The 24739-nt window shown below is 52.9% G+C and carries 25 protein-coding genes; 1 reads left to right on the top strand and 24 read right to left on the bottom strand.

The window, feature by feature from the left end; translation table 11 throughout:
* Positions 1-34: 34 nt before the first annotated feature.
* The 14 genes from pilV (ACODR9_RS03520) to ACODR9_RS03455 all read right to left on the bottom strand — a co-directional run bounded on the left by pilV (ACODR9_RS03520) (position 35) and on the right by ACODR9_RS03455 (position 10472).
* On the bottom strand, positions 35-1390 hold the full coding sequence (gene pilV / locus ACODR9_RS03520; protein ID WP_488807638.1) for a shufflon system plasmid conjugative transfer pilus tip adhesin PilV: 1356 nt from the start codon (positions 1388-1390) through the stop codon (positions 35-37).
* Positions 1391-1492: 102 nt separating this feature from the next.
* On the bottom strand, positions 1493-2845 hold the full coding sequence (locus ACODR9_RS03515) for a type II toxin-antitoxin system HipA family toxin (protein WP_488807637.1): 1353 nt from the start codon (positions 2843-2845) through the stop codon (positions 1493-1495).
* Complete coding sequence (locus ACODR9_RS03510) at positions 2835-3143, bottom strand: helix-turn-helix domain-containing protein (protein ID WP_488807636.1); 309 nt, start codon at positions 3141-3143, stop codon at positions 2835-2837. The genes ACODR9_RS03515 and ACODR9_RS03510 overlap by 11 nt, the downstream gene beginning before the upstream one ends.
* A gap of 182 nt (positions 3144-3325) precedes the next feature.
* Positions 3326-3649 (bottom strand): hypothetical protein, encoded by a 324-nt coding sequence (locus ACODR9_RS03505; RefSeq protein ID WP_488807635.1) that lies wholly within the window; start codon positions 3647-3649, stop codon positions 3326-3328.
* On the bottom strand, positions 3636-4712 hold the full coding sequence (locus ACODR9_RS03500; RefSeq protein WP_488807634.1) for a hypothetical protein: 1077 nt from the start codon (positions 4710-4712) through the stop codon (positions 3636-3638). The genes ACODR9_RS03505 and ACODR9_RS03500 overlap by 14 nt, the downstream gene beginning before the upstream one ends.
* Positions 4713-5093, bottom strand: coding sequence for a hypothetical protein (locus ACODR9_RS03495; RefSeq protein ID WP_488807633.1), 381 nt, complete (start codon positions 5091-5093; stop codon positions 4713-4715).
* A complete protein-coding gene (locus ACODR9_RS03490; protein ID WP_488807632.1) occupies positions 5083-5835 on the bottom strand; it encodes a hypothetical protein in 753 nt (250 codons plus the stop codon). Before ACODR9_RS03490 ends, ACODR9_RS03495 begins: the two co-directional genes overlap by 11 nt.
* Positions 5836-5844: 9 nt before the next feature.
* Positions 5845-6195: a hypothetical protein gene (locus tag ACODR9_RS03485; protein WP_488807631.1), complete on the bottom strand. Its 351-nt coding sequence runs from the start codon at positions 6193-6195 to the stop codon at positions 5845-5847.
* Between the two features lie 263 nt (positions 6196-6458).
* A complete protein-coding gene (locus ACODR9_RS03480) occupies positions 6459-7313 on the bottom strand; it encodes a hypothetical protein (RefSeq protein WP_488807630.1) in 855 nt (284 codons plus the stop codon).
* Positions 7310-7528, bottom strand: coding sequence for a hypothetical protein (locus tag ACODR9_RS03475; RefSeq protein ID WP_488807629.1), 219 nt, complete (start codon positions 7526-7528; stop codon positions 7310-7312). Before ACODR9_RS03475 ends, ACODR9_RS03480 begins: the two co-directional genes overlap by 4 nt.
* A 95-nt stretch (positions 7529-7623) precedes the next feature.
* Positions 7624-8172, bottom strand: a complete 549-nt coding sequence (locus tag ACODR9_RS03470; protein ID WP_488807628.1) for a hypothetical protein — start codon at positions 8170-8172, stop codon at positions 7624-7626.
* Positions 8169-9107: a hypothetical protein gene (locus ACODR9_RS03465; protein ID WP_488807627.1), complete on the bottom strand. Its 939-nt coding sequence runs from the start codon at positions 9105-9107 to the stop codon at positions 8169-8171. Before ACODR9_RS03465 ends, ACODR9_RS03470 begins: the two co-directional genes overlap by 4 nt.
* Positions 9108-9125: 18 nt before the next feature.
* The gene (locus ACODR9_RS03460) at positions 9126-10085 is read right to left on the bottom strand and encodes a hypothetical protein (protein WP_488807626.1); all 960 of its coding nucleotides are present in this window, start codon (positions 10083-10085) and stop codon (positions 9126-9128) included.
* Between the two features lie 42 nt (positions 10086-10127).
* Positions 10128-10472 (bottom strand): hypothetical protein, encoded by a 345-nt coding sequence (locus ACODR9_RS03455; protein ID WP_488807625.1) that lies wholly within the window; start codon positions 10470-10472, stop codon positions 10128-10130.
* 150 nt (positions 10473-10622) lie between these two features.
* On the opposite strand from ACODR9_RS03455, the gene ACODR9_RS03450 reads away from it, so the two are divergent.
* Positions 10623-11108, top strand: coding sequence for a hypothetical protein (locus tag ACODR9_RS03450; RefSeq protein WP_488807624.1), 486 nt, complete (start codon positions 10623-10625; stop codon positions 11106-11108).
* A 238-nt stretch (positions 11109-11346) separates the two neighbouring features.
* Here the strand turns inward: ACODR9_RS03450 and pilV (ACODR9_RS03445) are convergent, their stop codons facing one another.
* The 10 genes from pilV (ACODR9_RS03445) to pilV (ACODR9_RS03400) form a co-directional block, all read right to left on the bottom strand.
* Entirely contained in the window at positions 11347-12804 is a 1458-nt protein-coding gene (gene pilV / locus ACODR9_RS03445; protein WP_488807623.1) for a shufflon system plasmid conjugative transfer pilus tip adhesin PilV, read from the bottom strand.
* Between the two features lie 172 nt (positions 12805-12976).
* Positions 12977-14242 carry a shufflon system plasmid conjugative transfer pilus tip adhesin PilV gene (gene pilV, locus ACODR9_RS03440; protein WP_488807622.1) on the bottom strand — a complete coding sequence of 422 codons (1266 nt, stop codon included), beginning with the start codon at positions 14240-14242 and terminating at the stop codon, positions 12977-12979.
* A 246-nt stretch (positions 14243-14488) separates the two neighbouring features.
* On the bottom strand, positions 14489-15892 hold the full coding sequence (gene pilV, locus ACODR9_RS03435) for a shufflon system plasmid conjugative transfer pilus tip adhesin PilV (protein ID WP_488807621.1): 1404 nt from the start codon (positions 15890-15892) through the stop codon (positions 14489-14491).
* Between the two features lie 215 nt (positions 15893-16107).
* Positions 16108-16830 (bottom strand): HNH endonuclease, encoded by a 723-nt coding sequence (locus tag ACODR9_RS03430; protein ID WP_488807620.1) that lies wholly within the window; start codon positions 16828-16830, stop codon positions 16108-16110.
* Positions 16831-16950: 120 nt separating this feature from the next.
* Entirely contained in the window at positions 16951-18276 is a 1326-nt protein-coding gene (gene pilV / locus ACODR9_RS03425; RefSeq protein WP_488807619.1) for a shufflon system plasmid conjugative transfer pilus tip adhesin PilV, read from the bottom strand.
* A gap of 165 nt (positions 18277-18441) precedes the next feature.
* Positions 18442-20541 carry an SPFH domain-containing protein gene (locus ACODR9_RS03420; protein WP_488807618.1) on the bottom strand — a complete coding sequence of 700 codons (2100 nt, stop codon included), beginning with the start codon at positions 20539-20541 and terminating at the stop codon, positions 18442-18444.
* Between the two features lie 220 nt (positions 20542-20761).
* Positions 20762-21055: a hypothetical protein gene (locus tag ACODR9_RS03415; RefSeq protein ID WP_488807617.1), complete on the bottom strand. Its 294-nt coding sequence runs from the start codon at positions 21053-21055 to the stop codon at positions 20762-20764.
* 123 nt (positions 21056-21178) lie between these two features.
* Complete coding sequence (locus ACODR9_RS03410) at positions 21179-21739, bottom strand: hypothetical protein (protein ID WP_488807616.1); 561 nt, start codon at positions 21737-21739, stop codon at positions 21179-21181.
* 183 nt (positions 21740-21922) lie between these two features.
* Positions 21923-23278 (bottom strand): O-antigen ligase family protein, encoded by a 1356-nt coding sequence (locus tag ACODR9_RS03405; RefSeq protein ID WP_488807615.1) that lies wholly within the window; start codon positions 23276-23278, stop codon positions 21923-21925.
* Between the two features lie 102 nt (positions 23279-23380).
* Positions 23381-24697, bottom strand: coding sequence for a shufflon system plasmid conjugative transfer pilus tip adhesin PilV (gene pilV, locus ACODR9_RS03400; RefSeq protein WP_488807614.1), 1317 nt, complete (start codon positions 24695-24697; stop codon positions 23381-23383).
* Between the last annotated feature and the right edge of the window lie 42 nt (positions 24698-24739).

The raw sequence follows: 24739 nt of genomic DNA, 5'->3' as shown, positions 1-24739 counted from the left end.
TGTAACTCGGCATTCTCGCAAATAAACAGGAACTTCAATTAAAACAGTTGACGCGCCCATTACCAGTACCAACAGTGAAATACCAAGTGTATTGCCCATTGGCATTCGCAGAACTTATCGGATACACAGAGCCTGCATTTGCTCCAAAACCCGTTGCGCAGAATTTGTAGAGGCCCACGACTGTCGTTGCGCCGTACACCATAGAAACGGCGGTCGTTGTTGAAGCCCCTACAGCTGTCCAAAATCCTGATTGGCATGTCACTAATGCTCCTGTCCCATCAGCATTCAATGCTACAGACCCTGTTGTATAACCAGTGCAGCTTGCCCCTGCCGTTACAGAAAGAGTTGGCAGCAGTGTTTTACCTGATGTAGTGGAAGCGGATGTGATTGTCCCGGACGCTGTCACCGTGCCGGTGGTGCTCAATGCTCCGGTTGTCAAAGTACCTGGCACAGACATGTTGCCGCTGCTATCCACTGCCAGCGCCACCCAAGTGGTATTTGCAGCCTTCCATGCGAATGCCCGGTAATTGGTGGTCTCCATCCGGACATCCCCATCCGAATTACCCGTTGACGGCAAAGCATTAAAATTGGTCACGGGAGACTTCCACGACCCGCCGGTTGCCGTCCATGTATAAGCTGTACCGCTCTGAACACATGAGAGGATGTTGCCGCTGGTGTCGCGTGAGATGAAGCCGAGGTAACCGGTGCAGTCCACGCCTACTGTTTTCGTGGACAGGCCCAGCGGAACATTCATGGTGTTCGCCGACGTACTGCCGACGTAGGAGCGATGAAGGAAGTCAGAGACAAGACTGCCGTTCGAGAAGTACAGCATCGAAACGAACTGGCCGATGGCCAACGTACCGGTGCTGCACGTTCCATAGGATGCAGCATCAGAATAGCTGATGGTCCAACTACCACCGGTGCCTTTGATTGCCCCGGTCGAGTCCACTGCACCTCCAAGCGCACCAATCAAGCCGGCGATATGCGCAGCCCTGTTGTAGGTAGTGGTTGCTCCTGTGCCCATGACTAGTGCAGAAAGCGCGTTCGAAGTCGGCTGGATGATTTTGACGCAGACAGTCTGGCCAAGTGAGTTGGCGCTGGACATCCCAGAAGCCAGATAGCCACTAGAGATGAGTTGGGAGACGGTGACTGTGGCAGGGAGCGATCCTGCGAGGATTGTGCTGTAGTTGTCCTGGATGTAGTTCTGCGCTGCCTGGGTGATCACATTATGAAACTGGGCTACCGCGACATCTTGCTGGGCCCTGCTCTGCTCCCACAGATACGAACTGATGCCGATTAGCAAAGACGTTGCAATGGATAGAGCCAAAAGCACTTCCACCAACGACACCCCAGCCTCTTTGAAATTTACCCTTGCAGATAATTGACGCATAAACCTCCCAATGGACGGGGAGATTGTCAATCAGGTGAACTTGAGTGAATGGGCCGAAAAGCAAGGGTAACTAGGTCTTTACGCAAACTATATAATCAAGTATCAGAACTTGATGCGGGAATGCGCATCGAAGTGAGCCAGCAGTCGCTCCTTCTGCATTTCAGTTAGTGATGCCGACTTAATCATTGCCGGCCACTGGCCACACGCATGCTTTACGCATTCATTCAGTGCTCTCGACGCAACTTTCTCCGGCAGTCCAAGTTCGTTGCAAAACACTCGCAGCATGTCCTTGGTGAGTGCTGGCTTGCCGGGCAGGGCCTCCCCTTCCGCTGGAGCACGCATGCGTGGTTTTGCCGCCCCATCTCCGCCTGGCGGGATGATATGCAGCGCATGGCCAACCCTGGTGTTGTATGCTGCATAGGCCACCACATCGTAGGCTGGCGACAGAATGGCGTCCTTCCCGTCACCCGGATAAATGACCCCGATATTCTTGGCATGCATGTCCGGGTTGCCCAGCATCTGATTCACAAGAATGCGGCGAAGCAATTCGTAGACTGCGGAGTCACCCAGCGAGGGCACTGCCATCATCACCCGGGCGATGTGCAGGTACGACGGACGGTACTTGTCCCTTGGCCATATGCCCAGAATCTGGCCAAAGTCCTCTGCATGAATCCGGCGGGCGGGTGACCTGTCGAAACGCTCTACCGCCAGAATCATGGTTTGGGTATCGACATCGCCCAGATCATAGTTGTGCTGCACCTGGAGTTGAGACAGGGGGACCAATTCTGCATTGCAGGTATTCACTCCCGCCACCCTGGCCATTTCAAGTGAGAGTTTTTCAAGTTCAGGCAGATTCGGCTGGTTTACGACCGGCAGTTTGGCAATGATGTGCGTGTCGTGATTCCTGGTTCTGGCCACATACCGCCCACCTTCCTTGATAACCCCCAGTTTGGGTTGAACGCCAGACAGGGAAACACCTTCCTCCATGGGAGCTGGGTCAACCTCAAATTCGATGTTACCCCCCGTCCCCGCAATAACACCGGCAAAGGTTGCCTCATCAAGATTCACCGGCACCGCATACACTTTGCCGGGCAGATCAAGCCCACACGCGCCAAGAATTTCGAAATGGTCAGACGGTTCGCAATTCCGAATTTCGGCAATGTGGCGCTGGTAGACGCCTTCTGGCAGTAGGCCTTGGAAGAAGGCGGGAAGTTCTGTTTCGGCTCCGACAATACGACCATTGAAACGAGGTGCAGTACGATCAGACCAGAAGGCTACCGGCTCAACTCCCGGCGGTGGGGTCATCGACAGCGACAGGCACTGGCTAGCCTCCTCCCGTGCAAACGCATCCTCCGCGACGAAGCGGAATCGGGGACTGCTATTTACCGCGCCCAGCTGGAAGAGATTGCCAACGATTATCTCTCCTAGCCTGATCTGCAGTGCTTTAACGATCATTGGAATCTCCAAACTGGCGCGGGTGACCAAGGGCAATATCAACAATTGAAGGGATATGATGAGTCGAGCTGCTGGTGTCGAGAGCTTTAGCTGCTTCTTTGGGCACAAGCACAACCTCCAGCCCCAGCGCATCGGCCATGGCGAACAGGGTAGTGACCTTGATGTCTTCGGTGCCGCTCAATGCGTTGTATACCGTGCGCTTGGTGACGCCGGACTTATTGGCGAAGGCCACCTTCGTCATTGTGAGTTTGCTCATCCTAGTGGTGAGTGCTTTGGCAAGAGCGGCAAGAGTACGCATTGAGTACACCAAAGTAGGCATTTGATGGAATAAGTATACTGCACTGCACCCCTGCCTGCTATTTAAGGTGCATCAAAGTATTCACAAAGGACGAAATGGATACTTTAATGCACACCTCCGCACTAGCCATCGGCAATAAAAAATCGCCCGAAGGCGATTGATTGTGCGGCTGGAGTACCCGGTCAGGCGGGCGGCAATGCCGGCAGGGTGACAAAAAGCGGGTCGGCCTTCTGCAAGATGTCGAGCAAGTCCACCTCCGCCCGCTCGTCTGGCTCACCACGGATGGCAACAAGCTTGTTTGTCCACTGGATGTCCTGGTCCTCCCGGGGCGTGGCAAGGGCATCCTCCAATGAGTCAGCCCCCCACACTACCCGGCATGTCGTTACTTCACCCAGATCGAACTTGTCGTCCAGCTCTGTGATGATACCGGCCTCACTGGCATCCTTGACGTGCAGAACTGCACTTCCCACGTCCATCCTGTAGCGTTCCATATTACTGCTTGTCATCGCGCTCACCTTTCCTGCTGTCCTTGTCGCTGGAGTGCTGGCATTGTCGCACACCATTGGCGTCGAAGAACTCAGGCCAGACAGGCTTGGCAAAGAACAACACTTCGACGCCATCCTCCAGCGGCTCGCCGGCGAATAGCGTTCCGGTATGGAACTCGCCTTCGGCAAAGAAACCTGCCGCCATGTCGCAAATCCCCGATTCATCATCACCATCAGCCACTTCTTGACGCGTGATGAGGAACAGCGAGTCTTCGGGGGGCTCATGCATGGCCGCATCGAGCCAAACAAGGCCACCAGCGGCAAACATTCCGGGGAACCGGGTCAAATGCTCAACCGAGTCCTTCAGGCGGTCGAGCACCACCTGAATCTCAGGGCGGATTTCCTGCTTCGCCCAACGGATGAACTCCTGTCGCTGCCAATAGACCGGCTCGTCATCGCCGGCAATCGTCCCTTGATACATGCGCCCGTCGTTCAGCGATGTGATGACGCCGATACCAGATTCAAGCGCAGAAATGATCTGCTGGGTGTCCGCCGGATCCGTCTCTTCGCGCATGCCATCGGCCAGACCAATGATGTAGTCGGGATAGGCAGAACCATAGGCATGCCGGGCTGCCTCCATGGCTTTGCTGTCGTACCCGTCGCTTGCGAAGTGCTTCGCCCAGTAGCGATCAAAATCAATGCCCGATACCGAGTGGTGCCGGCTCATCAGTGCAACTTCCTCCTGGGCACGCTTGACCATCGCGGAGTTCGCATCGGCAAGCAATCGGGCACTGGCCAACTCGGCTTTCAGCTGATCAATGCTATCCAGCAACGTGGCCACAACCGAAGGACTTACAGCTGCTTGCAGTTCATCAGACCTTGAGTCGGTGAAGGGGGTATCTACACCTTCCTGTTCCAGCACCAGCAATGCGGCCTGCTCTTCAGCGCCCGGTAGCGAAATGGACAAGCCTGGTGCGAGGTGATCTGGCGCAGCTTCGATAACATGGCTCGACAAGGTGGTCTTGATACCGACCGTCTCAAGGAGACGTTCCTGCAAGCCCACAATTTCGCCTTTCGTTGGCATTTACTGACACTCCCCTGAAGTAACATTTTTTGCAGCCAGCCCTCGAAAATCATGCAACTTTTGCAGATTCCTCGCAGATTGAAGTTCTTGCTCAAGATGTTCAATATGATCGAGCAGCATGGCCACCACATTCGGATTGGTAGCCACCAGAAGGGCCGCTATCTTGGCTGCGCCCTCCTCCTCGTCGTACTGCGCAGTATCGATGGTGATAAGAGGGTACTTTTCGCCGGAATCATCGATACTTCCTACAACATGCACACCGGGTTCTATTGCCCCGACATCATCTGCAGGCACCGGCCAATGGTCGCTGAAACACGACCGCCAGCCCTTGATATCTTCAAGCCTGACACGGAGGCCTTCCAGCATGTCCTTACTGATCATCTCGGCACTCATCCTGGTCACTAATCAGCTTTTCGGTTGGTGCCGGTTGGCCATGACCTCCCAACAGCATCCCGCTCTGCTTTCGCAGCACTTCCAACCCGGTCTGGCTGATCAGGTTGGACACATAGGCTTCCATCTCCACCTTGCCAGCCGCAACGGTTTTGTCCATGGCCTTGTCGAAGCTTTCGGTGATGAAATCGAGGTGGTTGGGCAACGATTTCAGGGACTTCAGCGATTCGATGACTTCCGCAAGCTGGGTCTTGTTGGCCTTGCCGTTGGCGTGCAACTCGGTCACCTGCTTGAGCACTTCGTTGACATTGGCCAATGCGTCACGGCTGGCCTGAATGAGTTCCCTGGCATGAATCTCACGCTCGGTATGGTCCACATCGATCCGAGGCACCGCTGAAACCTCAGCATCATCGCCTGGCCGCAGCCTGAAGGTGATTGGCGTTCCATGGGCCCCACCGATGGAAGAAACGAAATGTGCCCACTGGGCCTCGGACATATACCACTCGGCCAGCCGCTTCTCTTCGTGCCGTACGCAACGTGACAAGCTCCGCGATTCACATGATGTGTGGATGGCAACGCGAATCACGTTGTTGTGGCGTAGATCAGAACCGTACAGGCGCTGGTCACCACCCGATACCCGGCTGACCTCCATGATTCCAAATGCGGGGTGATCCAAGGTATAACGATCGTCACGGCGCTCGCCGCCGTTCTCTTCACGGATGGTAGGTTTCATCTTCTTCACTTAGCCAGTAATTGATGCCGTACTGCTACCGAGGTCGTTGCACAACATCAGCAGCTGCGGGCCTGTCAGAGGAACATCCGGTGAACAAATCCCGGCTTTGACTGCCGCATCACGAATGGCCTCTGCCAGCATGTCCCGTTCATGTTTGGCACTACCGGCAACCTGAGGACGTTCAGCTAGCAATGCCGCCTGGGAATCAATATGTCCAAACAGGCGCTTCACATCACCGATACCAATTCGAATACACACCTCGGCACTACCTTCGTTCGCGGCACCCGCGACTTCGGCACGCACATACTCGCGAATACCGGCTAATTCGTCCTTCGACAGCAAGCGACCATCAACCTGCATAATTCTTCTCCTTCCGAATTTCTGCCCAGCGCAAAGCTCGTCCTTCCGGTCTCACATTCGGATCACACGGTGGCAGGCACAGGGAGAGTTGTTCATTGCGGCGAGCGGAACACAAGCCACACGCGCCACCCTTATGTTCAATTGCTTGGTATTCAATACCTTCCAGCGCCACAACATCATTTCGAGCCACATCTTACATTCCGCCAACCCCACGAATTATCTATGCGACATGCTCACACAAGGCGGATGAAACGCAAGTTGGCTCACAGGCCAAACGCCTTGATCACCTCACTGGCATAGCCTGGAACGGCTTCAATGATGTGGAATTTGTCGGGATGCATGATCGGATACAGGCTGTGAGTTGCAACGATGATCTGCATCCGGCTGGTGTCGGCACTCTCAATGGCCTGCCACAGGCTACGCGTGGCTATCGCATCATGACTCTGGTCAGGCTCATCCAGCATAACCAAAGGCAGCGCGTCAGCTGGCGCAGAACCAAAACGGTCAACAATCACCTTGAGGCGTGCGAAGTCGTCGCGCCACAGTTCCCGGCCACCTTCCTTCTCAAGCCGCTCTTTCTCCCGAACCCATGTGTGGATGTTGTGCGGGGGGACGCTTTCCTCCCCCTTGAGCACCGCAACAATTCTTCCCAGCAAGGCCTGCAGCTGCTGGCCGGACGATTTGTGCCGCGTCAAATGCACATAGGATCTTGCCTGGCTGCTATAGCCTGAAAACAGGGCATGCGTCGGATTTTTCTCGTTGCCGGGGATGTGATACGGACGGAAGTACATCGCTGGCGCGTTGTCCGTTTTCACGGTCAGTCCATCCATGAATAACCATTCGTGATACTTCTTGCGCTGCGACCACAATTGCGGGTCCCGGCTCGTGGGGTTGAAATCCAGATAGATTCGGTCGGGATGGGAGATACCCAACGTGTAGGTGAGTGTCAGCAGGGACATGGTTGTCAGCAGCGATGACTTGCCTGCGCCATTCGGCCCGATGATAACGTTGGGTCTGACCTTGGAAAATGTGATGCCTTCGGGGTGAGACAGCATGAACCTGGATGTTTCCAGATGCGGGACGCCCGCGAAGTTCAGTGCATGAATGGATTCGATCATGCCTGCCCCACTGCCTGCCGCGACTGATAGCGGTTGTCACAATACATCAGGGCATCCACCTTCGATTCCGGCCTGGCTGTTCCGCTGGCTACGACCAAACAGCCATGCGAACTGAAGATGTGCGGCTTGCCCTTCTTAGGCGATACCCGCAAGGTGCTGACATTCGAGCGCAAACTGGCCCCCATCAGTGCCTCGACAAGGATGCGTCGGTTCATAAAAAAGCCCCCAAATTAGATTGGGGGCATCGTCTCATGAGTACATTTGAATGCAAGTTTTCCGAGAAATTACGCTCACTCCATCCGATCACAAATTAAATTTTAATACGCCCAACTAAAGCCCGCTCCATGTAGTTCGGTGTCGGATAGCTCGAAAATCGGTGATGCCAGTCCATGGCTTCGAAGAAAGCATCCGATGCACAACCTGCATATTGGCTTTCCGCATAGTCGGTCACCTCACCGATATAGATGACTTCCCCACCCGGGTGGAACGCTTCCCATAGCCGGCATGAAGACAGCACGCTCTCAGTCACTTCTGGCCATGCAATAAGCAGGATGTCGGCGAGCTTGCCGAATTGCAACACGGCATCTTCGGCTTCGTGGATCAAGACCTCGGCATAAGTACCCTGAGAGTGGCCATCATAACCGGAATGCAGCGACGTGGCCGTCACCTGCACCCCGGCCGCATGCAGGTAGCCGGCCAGCATTCCCCGCCCGGCAAACAATTCAAGCACGCGCCGACCAGCAATATGCTTCACCAGATCATCAATGAACGGGCGCGAAACTCTGGCGTACGCAAAGGGATGGCGCGTCAGGTCCTCTGTGAGTTCTGGCAGCGGAATGATTTTGGTATTGCGGTTCACGACAGGACCTCGGATTTGGGACGCGCATACTTCTGCCAGCGCTCAAACATAGATGCCAAATGAAGCTCTTGGCCAAATGAGAGACGCCGGAGTTTGTTGGTTATCGACGTTCGGGACTTGCCAGCTATGTGCTTGAGGGACAGCACAGGATGATCCGTCTCGATGAAAGGCCCCGACAGTGCTCGGAATATACGCACGCCACCACCGAACACTGCAATATCCTGTCCGTACTTACGGCGCATTGTATTTTCTGCCCAAGGGGTGAGCGCAAAGACGTGTACTGTCCCTTGATTCTGCTCCGCGAAGAGTTTGTGATCACTCGGCGTATGCGATTGACCGGGATACGGGCTGAAAAGAAGAATGGGCAGCACACGGCTTTCGTTCTTGACGAACTCCATCAGTGCTTCAATCGAATCGTACCCGTACACGCGAGTGGGCTCAGACGAAATTGGAAAGTCGGCATCGACCATCAAGCCACTCTGAACTAGGGTTGGCATGATCGACGGGCACGCATAGGATGGTATGTAATCCGTCGTGGTGGCAAACGCGTTTCGGACACCCACTCTACACAGTCCATCCTGGCAAGTAAGCATGACTTGAATCACCCAGACTCGACGACCGGTGCCTTCAGTACATTCCGCATGAAAGTGCCAATAGTCAGCATCGCCCTGCACTTTAACGAAGAGATTCGAGTCCTCGTATTCGTGACATAGAATGCCGCCGCGCTCAGCAGGAATGCCCTTTCGCAAACGCCTTTCTGTAGCGGCCCACTCCAGCACCAGTTGCCGGATGCTTGCCCGGGACTCTTCACTGTCATCCACCAGATCCATGAATGAAATGGTGTTGGGCTGCGCAAAGACGCATGTGTACGGGTTTCTATGCTGCAGGGCATGGACCTGATCTGTCCAGAACATGCCTTCGGTGGCTTTCTTCATCTGGGCGAATATCCGGCGCTAAATGGGCACAACCTTGGCAAACTCAGGCTTACCAACAAAGGACTTCTGGATATCCTCCCACTCTTTGAAGACCTGCTCCTGGTGAGAGTTTGTCCGGAAAGAACAGCGAATCAGGATGTTCTCAAGGTCAGCGGGTTTTTTGCCATGCATCGACCTGTGCAGGAGCAGGGGATGCTTCTGAGGCTCGGCTCGATTCAGCATCGGTAGGTAGGTTCTGATGGCCCCACCAAACGCGCCCAGCGCCCGGCCGAACTCTTTATTCAACTCACGCGCAGCCCAGCCGTCTAGTGCAAAAACATGCGCAACACCTTGCATTGTGTAAGCAACCATCCGCACATCAAGCGGATAGATACCCTTGTCATCAAGAGGCGTGAAAATCATCACAGGAAGCGTGCGATTCTGGTCATCAAGGAAATCCACCAGTTTATCAACGCCCTGCTGGTCGCTGACAAAAATGGGCGCTACACCAACCTGCATTTCGAAGTCCTTCAGCATGCCGGCCTGAATCATTGACTTGAGCACTGCCGGCGTCGAATACGTGGGTGTGGCCTGGCCGAATGCGGTACATGCATTGCGAACACCAACCATGCTGCCGTATTCGTCGTAGGAGACCATTACCTCAGTCACCCACACACGGGGATTTCGGGAATCGTCGTGCTCGACGTGGAAGTGCCAATCATCACCATCACCCTGGGCCTTGATGTAAACGTGATCGTCCCGGTACTCGAAGGAAATCGCCTTGTCGTGATCCTCCGGGATAGCTTGCTTCCAGCGCTTGGGTGATGCGGCCCATTCGAGCACCATCTTGCGTACCTTATTTCGCGCTTCGCTGGTGTTTTCGCTGAGATCAAGCATGGTGAGCATCGAAGGGCTTACATAAAGCCCAACGCTCGGGTTCGCTTTGTGAAGCTTCTGGACCAAATCAGTCCAGAACATGGTTTCGAAATCTTGTTTCACAGTATTTGCCTTGATGCACCCCTACCCGACCGGGTCATGGCGCTATTGAATTTGACCACCAGCAGCTTCGATTGCTGCCTTCACTGCGTCCAGATTTGCAGTTGCTACACGGACCACAAGCACCTGCTCATCTGCCTGGCTCTGCATGGCCAGCCACTTGTTGAAGAAAACCTCAAAACTGCATTCTTGGTCTGAGTCCATGACCACATAGCCATGCACGATTTCAACTACAGACCCATCCGAAATTTCTTCGACGATAATTTCACTGTCGTATTCCTTACCATCGACTCTGATCAGAGTGTCATCATGAAAAGTGTCGCCTACCCAGATAGTTTCGTCGCCATAAAACAGTTTGAAAATCGCACCGCTCGTTTGCACTTCGGCCAAGACTGAATCCTTCCGGTTGTTTGTGCCGTACTGTACCAAGAGCTAACCCAATGTCAAAAAAGCCGGGAAATCATCCTGCGAACTACAAATCTTCCAATTTGACATTCTGCCGCTCCCCAATAGGATAGCTGCATAGACATTGGAGCAATTATGAGCACAGTAAGCACCACTATCACGGCGGATGCCGATAAGCTGAAATTGGTAGCTGACGCACTGAAGCAAGTTGGCCAGACACTGGACTGGACTGCCCATGGCCAATGCCGCAGTTTTGGGGATGGCCCCATCTTGTCCACAAGCGATGCAGTTGAGGTGGCCAAGGCTGGCCTTGCACTAATTGAGTCAATTATCTCAGGCGATCCAGCATCTGCGACCGAGTCGGGGATGCCGGCCATCACTCTTGAGGGCCTGGCCCGGATCAATTCCGCACTGAAAGTATCAACGAACGGTGACAGTGTTGTTCATCGCTGCCCTGAAGTGAGCGTCTGGAAGAAAACGGGCAAGTTACCGGCGAGTGCTCATCACCTAGAAGACTACGCCAAAGAGCATTGGGCTGATACGAATGACCCACTTCAGATGGCAGAGTCCGATACCGTACGCCAAGCTTTGCGCATCCTGGGTGCCGCCGCATGCAACTAACTCCAAAACAGGAAGATGCGCTGCTTGATGCCTACAAAGGCGACGGCAAGTTGTACTTGGTCGGAAAGGCTGCAGAGCGGCATGCCAAGCAAACCATAAACGCGCTGTGCAAGGCCGGGATGTTATGTGTCGCAGAGCCTGATACGTTCATACTCACAGAAGCCGGCCGAGAGCAATTGAGGTCCGTTTACTGACATTTTGAAACCCGGCCAGAACCGCCCTCCAAGGCGGTTTCTTGTTAGTTCAAATTGAACTGTGTAATGGTAAATGAAGCGGCTCCACTCGCATACGGATAGGATGTAATCGTGTAGGAGGTATAGGCTGGTACTGCAAAAGTGATGCTCACATATTTGGAATAGTTCATATTGTTTGTAGAGCTGGACACGACAGTACCGAAACTCCCAACCGAAGCGAAAAGCTGCGCAGCATTTGAACTGCCGCCACCACCAGACACCATGATCATGACTGCGTAGCTATTGGCGTTATATCCAGTGTAGGTTCCCGTCCCTGTCCCTATATTCGTGTAGCTCCCGGTTATCCCGCCGCCTAGTTTTGCCCACTTTGAAGATTGGCAGGAGAGTACTGATCCTGATCCGTCTGCATTGTTCGCCAGCGTACCTGCTGAATAACCAGAGCATGAGGCCCCACTTGTTGCTGCCAGAGTAGAGATCAGCGTTTTGCCAGAAACGGTAGATGCCGAGGTAATTGTCCCTGAGGCGGCCACTGCACCTGCAGTCAAAGTCGATGGGACTGTGAGGTTACCGCTTTGATCAACAGAAAGGGCCTGCCACGATGATCCATTCCATTCGAAAGTTCTGCCGTTGTCCAATGTGATCCGGCAGTCCCCCGTGCTGTTACCTGTCATGGGTAGTGAGTTGTAATCCGAGACTGGTGACTTCCACGTCCCACCCAGCGCAGTCCACAAGTAAGAACTGCCATTGCTCACGCACGCAAGAACCTGGCCGGTGCTATCTCTACCTACGAATCCAACATAGTTTGAGCTGCATCCTGTCCCAAGTGATTCAAGTGCGAGACCCAAGGGAACATTCATCGTATTGGCAGACAAACTGCCGACATAGGATCTATGCAGAAAGTCCGAGACCAAAGAACCGTTCGAGAAATAGAGGAAGCTGACGAACTGGCCGGCCGACAGCACTCCGCTGCTGCATGTGCCGTATGTTGCTGCAGTGCTGTAATCAATACTCCAGCTACCACCAGCCCCCTTCACTGCGCCGGTTGAATCAACTGCACCGCCCAGAGCGCCAATCAGCGATGCAATATGTGCGGCCCGACTGTAGGTTGTATTGGCCCCAGTCCCCATGACCATTGCAGACAAGGAACCACTCGCTGGCTGAACAACCTTGACGCACACGGTCTGGCCAAGTGCGTTTGTGCTGCTGACTGCTGATGAGAGATAGCCGCCGGAGATGAGTTGCGCAACAGTGATGGTGGCGGGCAACGAGCCACCGCTGATCGTGGAGTAGTTGTCCTGGATGTAGTTCTGGGCAGCCTGGGTGACGATGTTGTGGTACTGGGCAAGCAGTACATCCTGTTGGGACCTGGTCTGATCCCACATATAGGAACTCAGACCTACCAGCATGGACGTGGCAATAGCCAGAGCCATCAACACCTCAATGAGGCTGATACCAAACTGCTGCCCAACGCTTTGCCCGTGCCTTCGATTGCTGCGCATCATCAACATCCCTTTCTGTTAAAGGGATGCTACTTAAAGACCCTATCCTGGCCTGAGGCGAAAAGACCCTCTAAGTCCCGCAATAAACAAATGACCAGCCTATTTTATCTCAGCTGAAGGATTCAAAATCCTACCCGCTCTCTCGCTACGCAGCTGATCTACCTAACACAAGCGATCAATTAACTTTGATCGCAATCCACCAGCAAATACTACAAAAGGGGGCCGTGCCACCGGCATTAGTTCCAGCAGCACGCCACTGGTCACCTCGCGATGCGTACCATGTCCATGTCCCGCCTGCCGGCAAAGTCCCTCCGTTACCAGTGGCAACTGTCGGCATCGAGCTTAACTTGGTCCACAAAGCACCTTGGCATGTGAGAATTGATCCTGTGCCGTCAGAATTGGTTGCTATGGAACCTGGTGTATAGGCTGCGCAAGAAGACCCTGATATAGCAGAAAGCGTTGAAAGAAGTGTCTTGCCTGAGATGGTCGCTGAGGACGTTACCGTGCCACTAGCCATCACTGCCCCTGTCGTCGATAGGTTCCCAGCTGTCAGCGTACCTGGTACAGACATGTTGCCACTATCATCCACAGCCAGAGGCTTCCACGCAGAACTGGAAGTACTCCAGACATAGGACCTGTAATTACCAAGCTCCATCCTGACATCGCCGTCACTATTGCCGGTAATAGGCAAAGCCGCATAGTTGGTTACCGGCGACTTCCATGAACCACTTGTTGCAGTCCACGTGTACGACCCTGAAGAGTTCACGCACGTCAGCACATTGCCTGAACTGTCCCTGGCGATGAAACCCATGTAGCCCGTGCAATCAACACCTGCTGCTTTCAGCGGTAGTCCAAGGGGAACATTCATCGTGTTCGCCGATAGATTCCCTACATACGAGCGGTGGAGAAAGTCAGAAACAAGGCTACCGTTCGAGAAGTACAACATTGAAACGAACTGCCCGATAGTCAGTGCACCGCTACTGCATGCCCCGTACGACGCCGCATTGCTTGAATTGATCGTCCAGCTACCGCCGGCACCATTCACAGCACCAGTCGAATCGACTGCTCCACCAAGTGTGCCAATCAGGCCTGCGATATGCGCGGCGCGGCCATATGTAGTAACTGCCCCTGTACCCATCACCAGTGCAGAGAGAGTGCTACTAGTGGGCTGGATAATTTTGACGCAGACGGTCTGCCCGAGAGTGTTGGTGCTGGCCATCCCAGAAGACAGATAGCCACCAGAGATAAGTTGGCTAATCGTGACGGTGGCCGGAAACGTCCCCGCCTGGATGGTGGTGTAGTTGTCTTGGATGTAGTTCTGTGCAGCCTGGGTGACGATGTTGTGGTACTGGGCAAGCAGCACATCCTGTTGTGACCTGGTTTGATCCCATAGGTAGGAACTGAGACCAATCAGCATGGACGTGACAATAGCCAAAGTCATCAACACCTCAATGAGGCTGATACCGAACTGCGGCCTAACGCTTTGCCTGTGCCTTCGCTTGCCACGCATCATCAACATCCCTTTCTGTTAAAGGGATGTTACTTAGAGACCCTATCCTGGCCTGCGGCGAAAAGACCCTACAAGTCCTGTAATACACAAATGACCCGCCTGTTTTCTTCTCATTTGAAGCAAGTCACAGTATGAACTTAGACCAATCAGCTTTGCTTTGGGCCGGGAGTCATCACCCTACCCCGCGCAATACGCATAGACATAGACGGTCAAATTGCGCCCAAAGCCATTTTGGGTAAAACACTGCCCGTACCAGCCATTGCCATTCATCCTGCTTACTTCGACGCCCGAAGCACCGCCACCGCTACTGCAGTCAACCCCACCCGATATAATGGTCTTCCCAGCACCGCAAGACGCGGTTGTAGCTGGCCACGACCATCCTGTTAAAGCAGCTGTTACTGTGGTGAGGGATAGCGTACTACTTGCCCATAGCCCGCCCTGGCAGGATAAAACTTTGCCGGTATTGTCCTTGGCAATCGAGCCAGCGGGATAAGAGGAACAACTGGCTCCTGCCGTCGCAGTCAAATTCGCGAGTAATGTAGACCCACTCACAGCACCTGTTGCGGAAACTTGGCCGGTAGTGGTTACCGTCCCTGATGCACTAATGGGCCCACTCGTCAGGGTGCCTGGCACGGACATGTTACCGCTGTTGTCCACGGCAATGGCTTTCCACGCCGCCCCGGAAGCGCTCCAGACATAGGCACGATAGTTTCCAAGCTCCATGCGGACATCGCCGTCACTGTTGCCTGAAAGCGGCAACGCCGCATAGTTGGTCACTGGCGACTTCCACGAACCACTAGTAGTGGTCCATGTGTACGTACCGCTCGAATTCACGCATGCCAGTACGTTGCCTGAAGTGTCGCGAGTGATGAAGCCGACGTAGCCGGTGCAATCAACACCGGCTGTTTTTAAAGATAACCCAAGCGGTACGTTCATCGTATTGGCAGACAAACTGCCGACATAGGACCTATGCAGAAAGTCCGAGACCAATGAACCGTTGGAGAAGTACAGGAAGCTGACGAACTGACCGGCCGACAGTACCCCACTACTGCATGTGCCGTATGTTGCTGCGGTGCTGTAGTCGATGTTCCAGCTACCACCAGCACCCTTCACTGCGCCGGTTGAATCAACTGCACCACCCAAAGCGCCAATCAGCGATGCGATATGTGCGGCCCGACTGTAGGTTGTATTTGTCCCAGTCCCCATGACCATTGCTGACAAGGAACCACTCTCTGGCTGAACAACCTTGACGCACACGGTCTGGCCAAGCGCGTTTGTACTGCTGACTGCTGTTGAGAGATAGCCGCCGGAGATGAGTTGCGCAACGGTGATGGTGGCCGGCAACGAGCCAGCGCTGATGGAGGAGTAGTTATCCTGTATGTAGTTCTGTGCAGCCTGGGTGACGATGTTGTGGTACTGGGCAAGCAATACATCCTGTTGGGACCTGGTCTGATCCCACATATAGGAACTCAGACCTACCAGCATGGACGTGGCGATAGCCAACGCAAGCAAGATTTCAATCAGTGAGAGCCCCGCCTGATTCAACAACGTCCTACACGAACTTCCATTATGCGTCTTCATTGCTATTCCCTGATTCGGCTAAGGGAATGCTAATAGGTGGCTCGAAGACAGGGGTCTATGAAAAGACCATGTAACTATACGAATAGGCCAACAAGATCGTCATTATGCCCGTGGCATTTCTTATGTTTTCCCGGGAATACAACCTTCGCGAGTATTCCTGGGAATACAAATTTTGCGTGTATTCCCGGGAATACTAAATAAAAGATCCATCATAATTATGCGTTCGTCATGCAGATGTGTTGGTCCACTGCAAGAACCTTCGCTAAACGGCTCTGATCAAACCGATAGACGAGATTGCCGTTGTGCTCGACAAGCAGGCCAAGATTGATCATTTTTTCGTACACCACGCTTGCATGATCCCGAGTGGTCAGTCCCGCGCTCTTCAATAAGCTTGATGCAAGCAGGTGATTGCAGAATGAGAGACGGCGCTTGGGACTGGCTGACTGAGCAAGGCGCGGGTCTTTCACGACCAACGCAATGGTGCGCATGACATCCAGCCCGCTTGCATCAGCCTGAACCGAGGAGATGGGCACCACATTCGTTGGCACCGTCTTATGACCTCCATGTGTCAATGGCTTTCCCTTGGGCTTCGATTTCTTGCAACCTGCCGACTTGCCCTTTTTTTGCTTGCCAGAAACAACCGTAACGGATGCTACTGACTTCGCTGGATAGCCCGTGTCTAAAAGACGGACGCCAACTGGAGGGCATGAGAAATTACTACCCTGTGCCAACAGGATGTGCAGCTTTTCCTTAAGCGACCGCGAGCCGAGAAGTTGATTCAACGATTTGCAGCAGGCGACCGTGTTGTCTTCGCCATTGCCGCCGGCATTCGCTATCGCAACCAAGTGCTCAACTGTTGCCTCGTCCTTGGTCATCACCTTGCGACAGAAGAAACAACGCCCGCCCTGGATGTACAGCAACTTGTCCAACTGCTCCATTAACCTTGCTCTCCACCAGTCATTTCTGCACCCCTGTGCGGACATCTGCCCACGAAAGTGCCGGTACAGTCCGCATAGTCAAATTAAGGAGCAAGCAAGACCAGATGCAGCCCTCTGGTCTCATGGCTGGCAACAATACGCTGCATCGTTATCGTCAAGGTAAGTCGAGGCAAAGGCATGCCAACCTTTCATGTAGTAGCCGGTCGGACACATATCGGTATGCCAAGTATTGTCACCACCGGATGATGTCCCGTACCACGCGCAATTGCTCTCAGACAATCCCCCCAGATTGGCCCACACGCCACTTTGGCAAGAAAGCAATTTGCCGGTGCCATCGGAGTTCCTGGCAATCGCACCTGACGTATAACCCGTGCATGAAGCTCCCGAGGTGGCCAGAAGATTAGAAACAAGGGTATTGCCCGATGTTGTCGAGCTGGATGTGACTGTTCCTGTCGCTGCAATGGTGCCGGAAGCCGAAATATTGGCAGTTGTGAGCGTTCCGGGGATGCTCATGTTTCCGCTGTCATCGACGGCGAGGGCCTTCCACGTTTTAGGCGTGGCTTGCCATACATAGGCCCGATAGTTGGTCAGTTCCATCCGTACGTCGCCATTGGAATTGCCCAATGTTGGCAGCGATGAAAAGTCCGTAACTGGCGTTTTCCATGTACCGCCGGTCGCTGTCCAGATGTAGGAGCTTCCGTTGTAAGTGCATGCAAGAATCTGCCCGGTGCTATCTCTTCCAACGAAGCCCACATAAGTAGAACTGCACCCTCCTCCCAAGGTTTCCACGGCAAGACCCAGTGGAACATTCATGGTGTTGGCCGACAAAGCCCCAACATAGGACCTGTGCAGGAAGTCAGAAACCAGTGATCCATTTGAGAAGTAAAGGAAGGCGGCAAACTGCCCCTCCACCATAGAGCCAGATGCACAGCTGCCATAGCCACTGAGAGTTGAAGATGAGATGGACCAGCTGCCGCCAGTGCCTTTGAGATCGCCGCTGGAGTTGACAGCACCTCCGAGAGCGCCAATGAGTGCCGCAATATGTGCTGCCCGTGCATAGGTAGTCGCTGTACCGGTGGCCATCACAAGTGCCGCAAGGGAATTTGATACTGGCGATACCACCTTGACGCAAACCGTCTGGCCAAGAACGTTTGTGGACGCCATGCTGGAAGACAGGTAGCCACCAGTAATCAGTTGTGAAACTGTAATCGTGGCCGGCAATGATCCCGAAAGGAGCGTTTGATAGTTATCCTGGACATAGTTCTGGGCTGCCGTAGCGATAAGGTTTTGGAACTGAGCGGCTACGATGTCCTGCTGGCTGCGACTTTGGTCCCAAAGATACGAGCTTATGCCAATGAGCAGTGAAGCGGCGATTGCAAGCGTCAGCAGTATTTCTAAAAGGGTAGCCCCCAGTTGCGAAATAGGGGACCTCATTGCGTAATCCATGTGCTCATCCAATTACAGATGAACCATAATTACCGATGTAAGAGATCGACAAGGCTGCGAAAAGGACGTGTAACTACCTCTTTTCTAAAATAATCCACCATGTTGCATAGAACGAAAAAAGCAGCCAGTTGGCTGCTTTTCGGAATCACTACAAATCGGAACGCGTTATGCTTCCTGCGCACTCCCGGCCAGAGTCTTATCAGCACCGACTTGCTTACTCAGCAAGTCACTCTTGCCAACAATACTCTGGGCAAGGAAGGTATTCAGCAGGCCTGACGAACCATCGGAACCGGTTACCAAGACATCCGGGGTGATCTTGACGCCCTTATCGGCAATCATCTTGATCATCTCGATGGAGGCAACAGAGCCAGCACCCAGTGCTGCAACCTGGGCACTGTAAGCACCAGCTGTTGCCTGACCAACGGCCTCGATTCGCGCTGCTTCACCTTGGCCTCGAATCTCTGCAGCTTCTTTGTCACTCTTGGCCTCAATAACAAGCGCCTCGCCCTTGGCTTGTGCCTGAATGACGATCCGCTTTTTGTTGGCCTCTTCGATACTCACAGCCATATTCGCGTCAACTAGCTTAGCTTGAGCATTCGCTTCGGCTTTCTTATTCTCGACCTGGATTCGAGCACTCTGAGCCTCCTCCTCGCTTTTGAACATCTCAATCTGCTGATTAGAAATGATTTTGCGAGTTTGGGTATCCATCAAATCTTGTGGCAACTCAATTGCGCAAATGAGAACGTCCACAGTCTCAACATGATATTTATTGAGACAATCAGCAGTATGGTTCTTAGCCTCTTCCTGCTGAACGCTTCGATTTTGCATAAATGCCATGCCATTCGCGACACTGGCGGAATTGCGGAACGAAGAGTCAATTTGCGGATGCAGCACGCCACTCAGCAGGTTTTCAATACTACCGATCTTTGCAACCATATAGGGTGCAGAATCCGGCATTACACGGAAAATCACCTTGACGTTCATGTTGATCTTGAAACCATCTTTGCTGATGGCAACAATAGGATCAAACCTCGTTTTTTCATCATCATCCCAATCAACTGTCACGTTAGTGGTCGGGACTTTGTGGACGATAGCAGCTCGGGTGTTTATGTAATAACTACCTGGCTGCAAGACATGCTTCTGAATGCCTTTGTAACCTTCAGGAACAACATAGTGCTCCGTTGGTTCGGCATGCGGATCAACAAAAACCATCTCTTCAACCGATTCACCTTCAACCGCAGTCACACTCTGTGCAGAGCTTAAAGCTTTCGGTTTGGATGGCGGTGTGTACTTCATGCCGACGTTTGAAATGATTACACCAACCTGGCCCCGTTCGATCTTGACAGCGTCGGCCATTTCAACCACAAACAGCAGTGGGTTAATGTTGTAACGACCCGGGCGCAGGACAGTAAGCTGCGGACCACGCTGACCACCAGCATTAATAAACGCCTGGCCATTTTGGTAGTCTTCATGGCCATCAACTTCAATCGCAATGAACTCGCCAGCGGGCAGTTGTTTGCCATCGAGAGCAGTGACTAAACCAACATGATCAGGCTGAATCTCAACTTGTTGGATGATTTCAACAGTGAAAAGAAAGGTATTAATACGGTACAGACCGGCGCGCAGCACATCAATCTGCGGACCACGATAACCATTGTTTTTTAGAAACGCAGCGGCATCTTCGAAATTGCTATGACCTGAAACACTGGGTGCCAGCAGGCCAGTTTCCAGAGCCTTACCATCCTGTGCTTTTACGATGCCAATGAAGCCGCTCTTAACTTCCGTTGCCTTTACTTTCGAAACCTTGAAGAGCTTGTTGTTAATGCGATACTGCCCCGGAGGGATAACCTGCAATTGGCGGCCCTTAAAGCCGGACTTCATGAATGCTTCGCCATCCTGGAACAGATCATGTCCTTCAGCAACTTCACCGAAGATTCGGCCTTGAGGAACGGGCTTGCCATCGATCGATTCAACAAGACCGATTTCATCATCCGCAATCGTTGTGAGAGCGACATCATGAAAGGTATAAAGAAAAGGCACAAAAAAGTGCAGGCCGGGTTTCAATGTTCTTGCCTGGATACCCACTTCATTGGACATTGCGATGACACGACCGTCTGGCAGTTCTTTGCCAAAAAACTTGCGCTCAGGCACTTTCAACTTGTCAGCAGGTACGAAAACAATTGTGGAAGTAAAAAAAGTGATGAGGATAATAATTGCAAAAAGCCATGGCACTACCGCCATAACGAAATCGATAACTTCATGCATGATGTAACGCGCCCTCTAATAATATTTAACTTTGATTATGGCCAGCCCATTTTTATGAGCCTGCTTCAAAATCACTTTTACAATCTCAATTACATCTAAACGGGGCCAGATTGCTCCCTCCAATTTCAAATTACAAATTTTCTGCAACATCATTGGCAAAAAAAATCCTCCCCAAACGGAGGACTGTCTAAAAGCCTAACAAAATCACGTACATTGGATGCTATGCCAAATTGCAACAGAGATTGGCGCAGCGCACGAACACCCTGTCTGAGCATGGATCATTCGCCTTCAGCGTATAGTTGACCACGTCGTCTCCATGGAGACCACCAACACCAATCTTGTGGAACAGGTAATCAAGATCAGCTACATGCCCTGGCTTCATCGAAGCCGCGATGTGCTTGTTCATCCGCGAGACAGCATCTTCCGGAGACGCTGCGACAATATGTTTACGCACCCATGGCCCAGTGTGCGTAGCATCGCGATTTTTGCGCCAAACAAAGCTGAATTTATCCATAATCATCATCCATCGCTGTATTGAGCCGACCGATTAGAAGTTCATTGCGCACTGCGTGACCCGGTAACGACTATTGAATACCCAGTCTACCCGCAGGCTTCCGCAATGCAATCACCAAGCATCTCAGCCTTGATCTTCACAGTCCTGACATACAAACATGGTGCCTTGCATCAACTTCGCCATCTCGGCACCTCGCCGTTCAAACAAATCGTCTTCATGAGGCGAAGACATCAAATTCGCAATCCTAGTGGAAAGATCGGCGGCACTCAGGTTTTCCATAGGATTCCACACAGGCCGAGGCTTCAAGTTGTACAACGTCAGTGGAGCTGACCAGTGCGCGTGCTTTCTGATAAATACCTTGGTCCGTCGTGACCCATAGCGCAGAAGTCTAGCCAGTCGCCGCTCTGCCCTGTCCACCGGGGAATCGATGGCTACGCGGAATGGAACTTCCCCGGAAGACCTGAAAAGTGGGATTACCTGAAACTCTTCGATTTGATCCGCCGGTATTCTCATGAAATGGCCGAGATGGACAGAAACGACCATCATCCCGACAGCATGCTCAGCCAGATCAATCCAGCGTGATAGACCGGCCTGATCATCGAACGCATCATCAATAACCAGCACGCTCTTTTTCAGATCTATCCCCGCCAGACGCTCATCAAAGTCCGGGTCGTCAATCGACAAATGTGTTTCCGCATGAATTTCATTGCCGCATCGGCCAATACTGACAATCTGGACCGGTGCAATGCTAGGGCTTTGCAAGAGAGCGCTCGAACGGATAGCGTCTGCCACTCTCCGACTGAGTGTGGTCCTCCCAGTAGCCGTGGCACCGTTGATCAGCACGCGATGCCGGTAAACATAATGTACTCAGTTCGCTGACTTGCCACGTTCGATCTCCAATCCACCTGCCATTTGCGAAGACATCTCTGCCAGCAGAGCGCCAGCCACAAACATGAACAACTGAAGCTCATGGTCACGAAAAATGCTTTCGATCATCATTCGACCGACAAAGCCCCCGACCATGAGCATGAGCATGAGTCCCAGCACATTGTGCGAAAACCGGAGCTGCCGATAGCCAATAAGGAACAAGCTCATGCAGAAGCCAAACCACAGCACCAATCCTGGCACCCCGAGAGACACAGCGAGGTCAATAAAGCCGCTGTGAGCATGACCAAAGGCGTTTTTGATTCCGGCGACCTCAGCCGCCTTGTGGAATACCCCACGATCAAACCCGTAACCCAGCGGTTTCGCCATCATCAGATCCAACCCGCTGTGGATATACGCCGTCCGCTTGAACGCTGAATCATCAACGGTCTGGCCATTTGGCATTAATGGTAACTTGCCAATCCCGGTCCATGCCGGGTGATGCTGGTAGTCCCACCCCTCCTTCACTGACTCGACGAAGCTGAGATTACGTACATCTTTCTTGATTGCATAAGTGACAAGCGCACCCATGGTGACCAAGACTACAACCCAGATAAAAGCCATCCTGGCCAAACTCTTTTTTTGGCCGTTGATGAGCGAATAGAGCACAAGCATGGACATGCTCAGATAAGCCATGCCGATCATTCCATTTCGTGCCGCAGCCCGCAGGCTGACGAATACGAACAGACAAATAATCACCATCAACCAACCCTTGCTGAATTTCGTCGGCCTGCTCTTGCCAAGGTTTCCGAAGCACAGTGACGAAACTACAAAGGCCAGCACAAAGTTGATGAAGAATGTGAACTCAAGGTGAGTGGCAGTCGAAAAGGTCTCAAGGTAAGGCCAACTCCCCTCTTTCACGAAGTGATAGGCCTCAAGCCCAAACTCAGCAAGAGCGAGGAAGATGCCACCGGCAATCACCACATCGACAATGCTGAATCGCCGCTGCACATAAAAAGTGGTTAGACCGGCAATCAACCACAATGCAGGAATGACCAATTGAGAGCGGACCTCAGCAACGGATTGCTCCGTCCAATAGGAAAGCAGGAATGCATGAAGGGCTGCATAACACACGAGCATCGCAAAAAGCGCCAGCGGAGTTGCCCACTTCCGGAACAGTGGCAGTAACGCCGGCGAGGGAGGGAACGCAAGCGCTAGCAGTACAACTTGGATCACATACCGAAGTGCGACCGTGTGAGATACGCTGCAAAGAGCGACGAACACAAATGAAAGCAACAGCGCCGTGACCTGACGCCATCCAGATTCAAAAGCGTGAAAGGAAGTAGGAAAAGAAGCCATACGATCCTGCTCTGATGGAAAGATGGCCTCGACTCTAGCTCCAACAGAATCTCACGCAACTTTTCGACTAAATCATCAATTTTGGTCACTTAAGTAACGCTGCTAATTCTTGTAGCAGAATGAAAGGATGCCATTTCCAATAGGAGAAATATTCCACTGACTGCGGGAGTAGCCAGAAGGACAGCCCGATGTCGGGTTGTATCCCTGACAAAAGGACCCCGTAGCACCATTGTTAGTAACATATCCGCAGATCGTCCCAGACGGAATCGCAGTTGGGCTCTTCTGCCACGCCCCAGACTGACAACTCAATACCGTGCCTGATCCATCCGCATTTGTAGCGATAGAACCGGTTGTATATCCAGCGCATGAAGAAGACTCTGTAGCTGAAAGAGTGGATAAAAGAGTCTTGCCGACTACGGTTGTTGAGGACGTTATCGTTCCACTTGCTGTAACTGTGCCAGTGGTGCTCAATGCGCCGGCAGTCAGCGTTCCTGGCACCGACAAGTTGCCGCTGTTGTCCACGGCAATGGCTTTCCATGCGGACCCGGATGCACTCCAGACATAGGCCCGATAATTCCCAAGCTCCATGCGGACATCGCCGTCACTGTTGCCTGAAAGCGGCAAAGCCGCATAGTTGGTCACAGGCGACTTCCACGAACCACTGGTAGCAGTCCATGTGTACGTACCGCTCGAATTGACGCATGCCAGTACATTGCCTGAAGTGTCCCGGGCAATATAGCCTACATAGGTGGATGAACATGTCGTGCCTGAAGTTTGGACGGACAGGCCCAGAGGGACATTCATCGTATTGGCAGATAAATTGCCCACGTACGACCGATGGAGGAAATCGGAAACAAGCGCCCCATTCGAGAAGTACAACATCGAAACGAACTGCCCGATAGCCAGTGCACCGCTACTGCATGCCCCGTACGACGCCGCATTGCTTGAACTGATCGTCCAGCTACCGCCGGCACCATTCACAGCACCAGTCGAATCGACTGCTCCACCAAGTGTGCCAATCAGGCCTGCGATATGCGCGGCGCGGCCATATGTAGTAACTGCCCCTGTACCCATCACCAGTGCAGAGAGAGTGCTACTAGTGGGCTGGATAATTTTGACGCAGACGGTCTGCCCGAGAGTGTTGGTGCTGGCCATCCCAGAAGACAGATAGCCACCAGAGATAAGTTGGCTAATCGTGACGGTGGCCGGAAACGTCCCCGCCTGGATGGTGGTGTAGTTGTCTTGGATGTAGTTCTGTGCAGCCTGGGTGACGATGTTGTGGTACTGGGCAAGCAGCACATCCTGTTGTGACCTGGTTTGATCCCATAGGTAGGAACTAAGACCAATCAGCATGGAAGTAGCTATGGCCAACGCAAACAGAACTTCAAGAAGCGTGACGCCCTTTTGCTGCTTATTCATCCATCATCCTAATTTCTGAAAGGTATTTATTTGCCCACTAAA

It is taken from the genome of Aquitalea sp. FG25, from assembly GCF_057809375.1.
Note: the sequence above shows the minus strand (reverse complement) of the source record. Positions and strands in the feature narration are given on the sequence as shown.

Coding starts and splice junctions, on each gene's coding strand:
- pilV (WP_488807614.1), bottom strand. CDS start 24,697: ATGAATAAGCAGCAAAAGGGCGTCACGCTTCTTGAAGTTCTGTTTGCG.
- ACODR9_RS03465 (WP_488807627.1), bottom strand. CDS start 9,107: ATGAAGAAAGCCACCGAAGGCATGTTCTGGACAGATCAGGTCCATGCC.
- ACODR9_RS03415 (WP_488807617.1), bottom strand. CDS start 21,055: ATGGATAAATTCAGCTTTGTTTGGCGCAAAAATCGCGATGCTACGCAC.
- ACODR9_RS03510 (WP_488807636.1), bottom strand. CDS start 3,143: ATGCGTACTCTTGCCGCTCTTGCCAAAGCACTCACCACTAGGATGAGC.
- pilV (WP_488807638.1), bottom strand. CDS start 1,390: ATGCGTCAATTATCTGCAAGGGTAAATTTCAAAGAGGCTGGGGTGTCG.
- pilV (WP_488807619.1), bottom strand. CDS start 18,276: ATGGATTACGCAATGAGGTCCCCTATTTCGCAACTGGGGGCTACCCTT.
- pilV (WP_488807622.1), bottom strand. CDS start 14,242: ATGACTTTGGCTATTGTCACGTCCATGCTGATTGGTCTCAGTTCCTAC.
- ACODR9_RS03475 (WP_488807629.1), bottom strand. CDS start 7,528: ATGAACCGACGCATCCTTGTCGAGGCACTGATGGGGGCCAGTTTGCGC.
- ACODR9_RS03500 (WP_488807634.1), bottom strand. CDS start 4,712: ATGCCAACGAAAGGCGAAATTGTGGGCTTGCAGGAACGTCTCCTTGAG.
- ACODR9_RS03405 (WP_488807615.1), bottom strand. CDS start 23,278: ATGGCTTCTTTTCCTACTTCCTTTCACGCTTTTGAATCTGGATGGCGT.
- ACODR9_RS03505 (WP_488807635.1), bottom strand. CDS start 3,649: ATGACAAGCAGTAATATGGAACGCTACAGGATGGACGTGGGAAGTGCA.
- ACODR9_RS03485 (WP_488807631.1), bottom strand. CDS start 6,195: ATGCAGGTTGATGGTCGCTTGCTGTCGAAGGACGAATTAGCCGGTATT.
- ACODR9_RS03480 (WP_488807630.1), bottom strand. CDS start 7,313: ATGATCGAATCCATTCATGCACTGAACTTCGCGGGCGTCCCGCATCTG.
- ACODR9_RS03490 (WP_488807632.1), bottom strand. CDS start 5,835: ATGAAACCTACCATCCGTGAAGAGAACGGCGGCGAGCGCCGTGACGAT.
- pilV (WP_488807623.1), bottom strand. CDS start 12,804: ATGATGCGCAGCAATCGAAGGCACGGGCAAAGCGTTGGGCAGCAGTTT.
- ACODR9_RS03515 (WP_488807637.1), bottom strand. CDS start 2,845: ATGATCGTTAAAGCACTGCAGATCAGGCTAGGAGAGATAATCGTTGGC.
- ACODR9_RS03430 (WP_488807620.1), bottom strand. CDS start 16,830: ATGGAGCAGTTGGACAAGTTGCTGTACATCCAGGGCGGGCGTTGTTTC.
- pilV (WP_488807621.1), bottom strand. CDS start 15,892: ATGAAGACGCATAATGGAAGTTCGTGTAGGACGTTGTTGAATCAGGCG.
- ACODR9_RS03450 (WP_488807624.1), top strand. CDS start 10,623: ATGAGCACAGTAAGCACCACTATCACGGCGGATGCCGATAAGCTGAAA.
- ACODR9_RS03420 (WP_488807618.1), bottom strand. CDS start 20,541: ATGCATGAAGTTATCGATTTCGTTATGGCGGTAGTGCCATGGCTTTTT.
- ACODR9_RS03495 (WP_488807633.1), bottom strand. CDS start 5,093: ATGATCAGTAAGGACATGCTGGAAGGCCTCCGTGTCAGGCTTGAAGAT.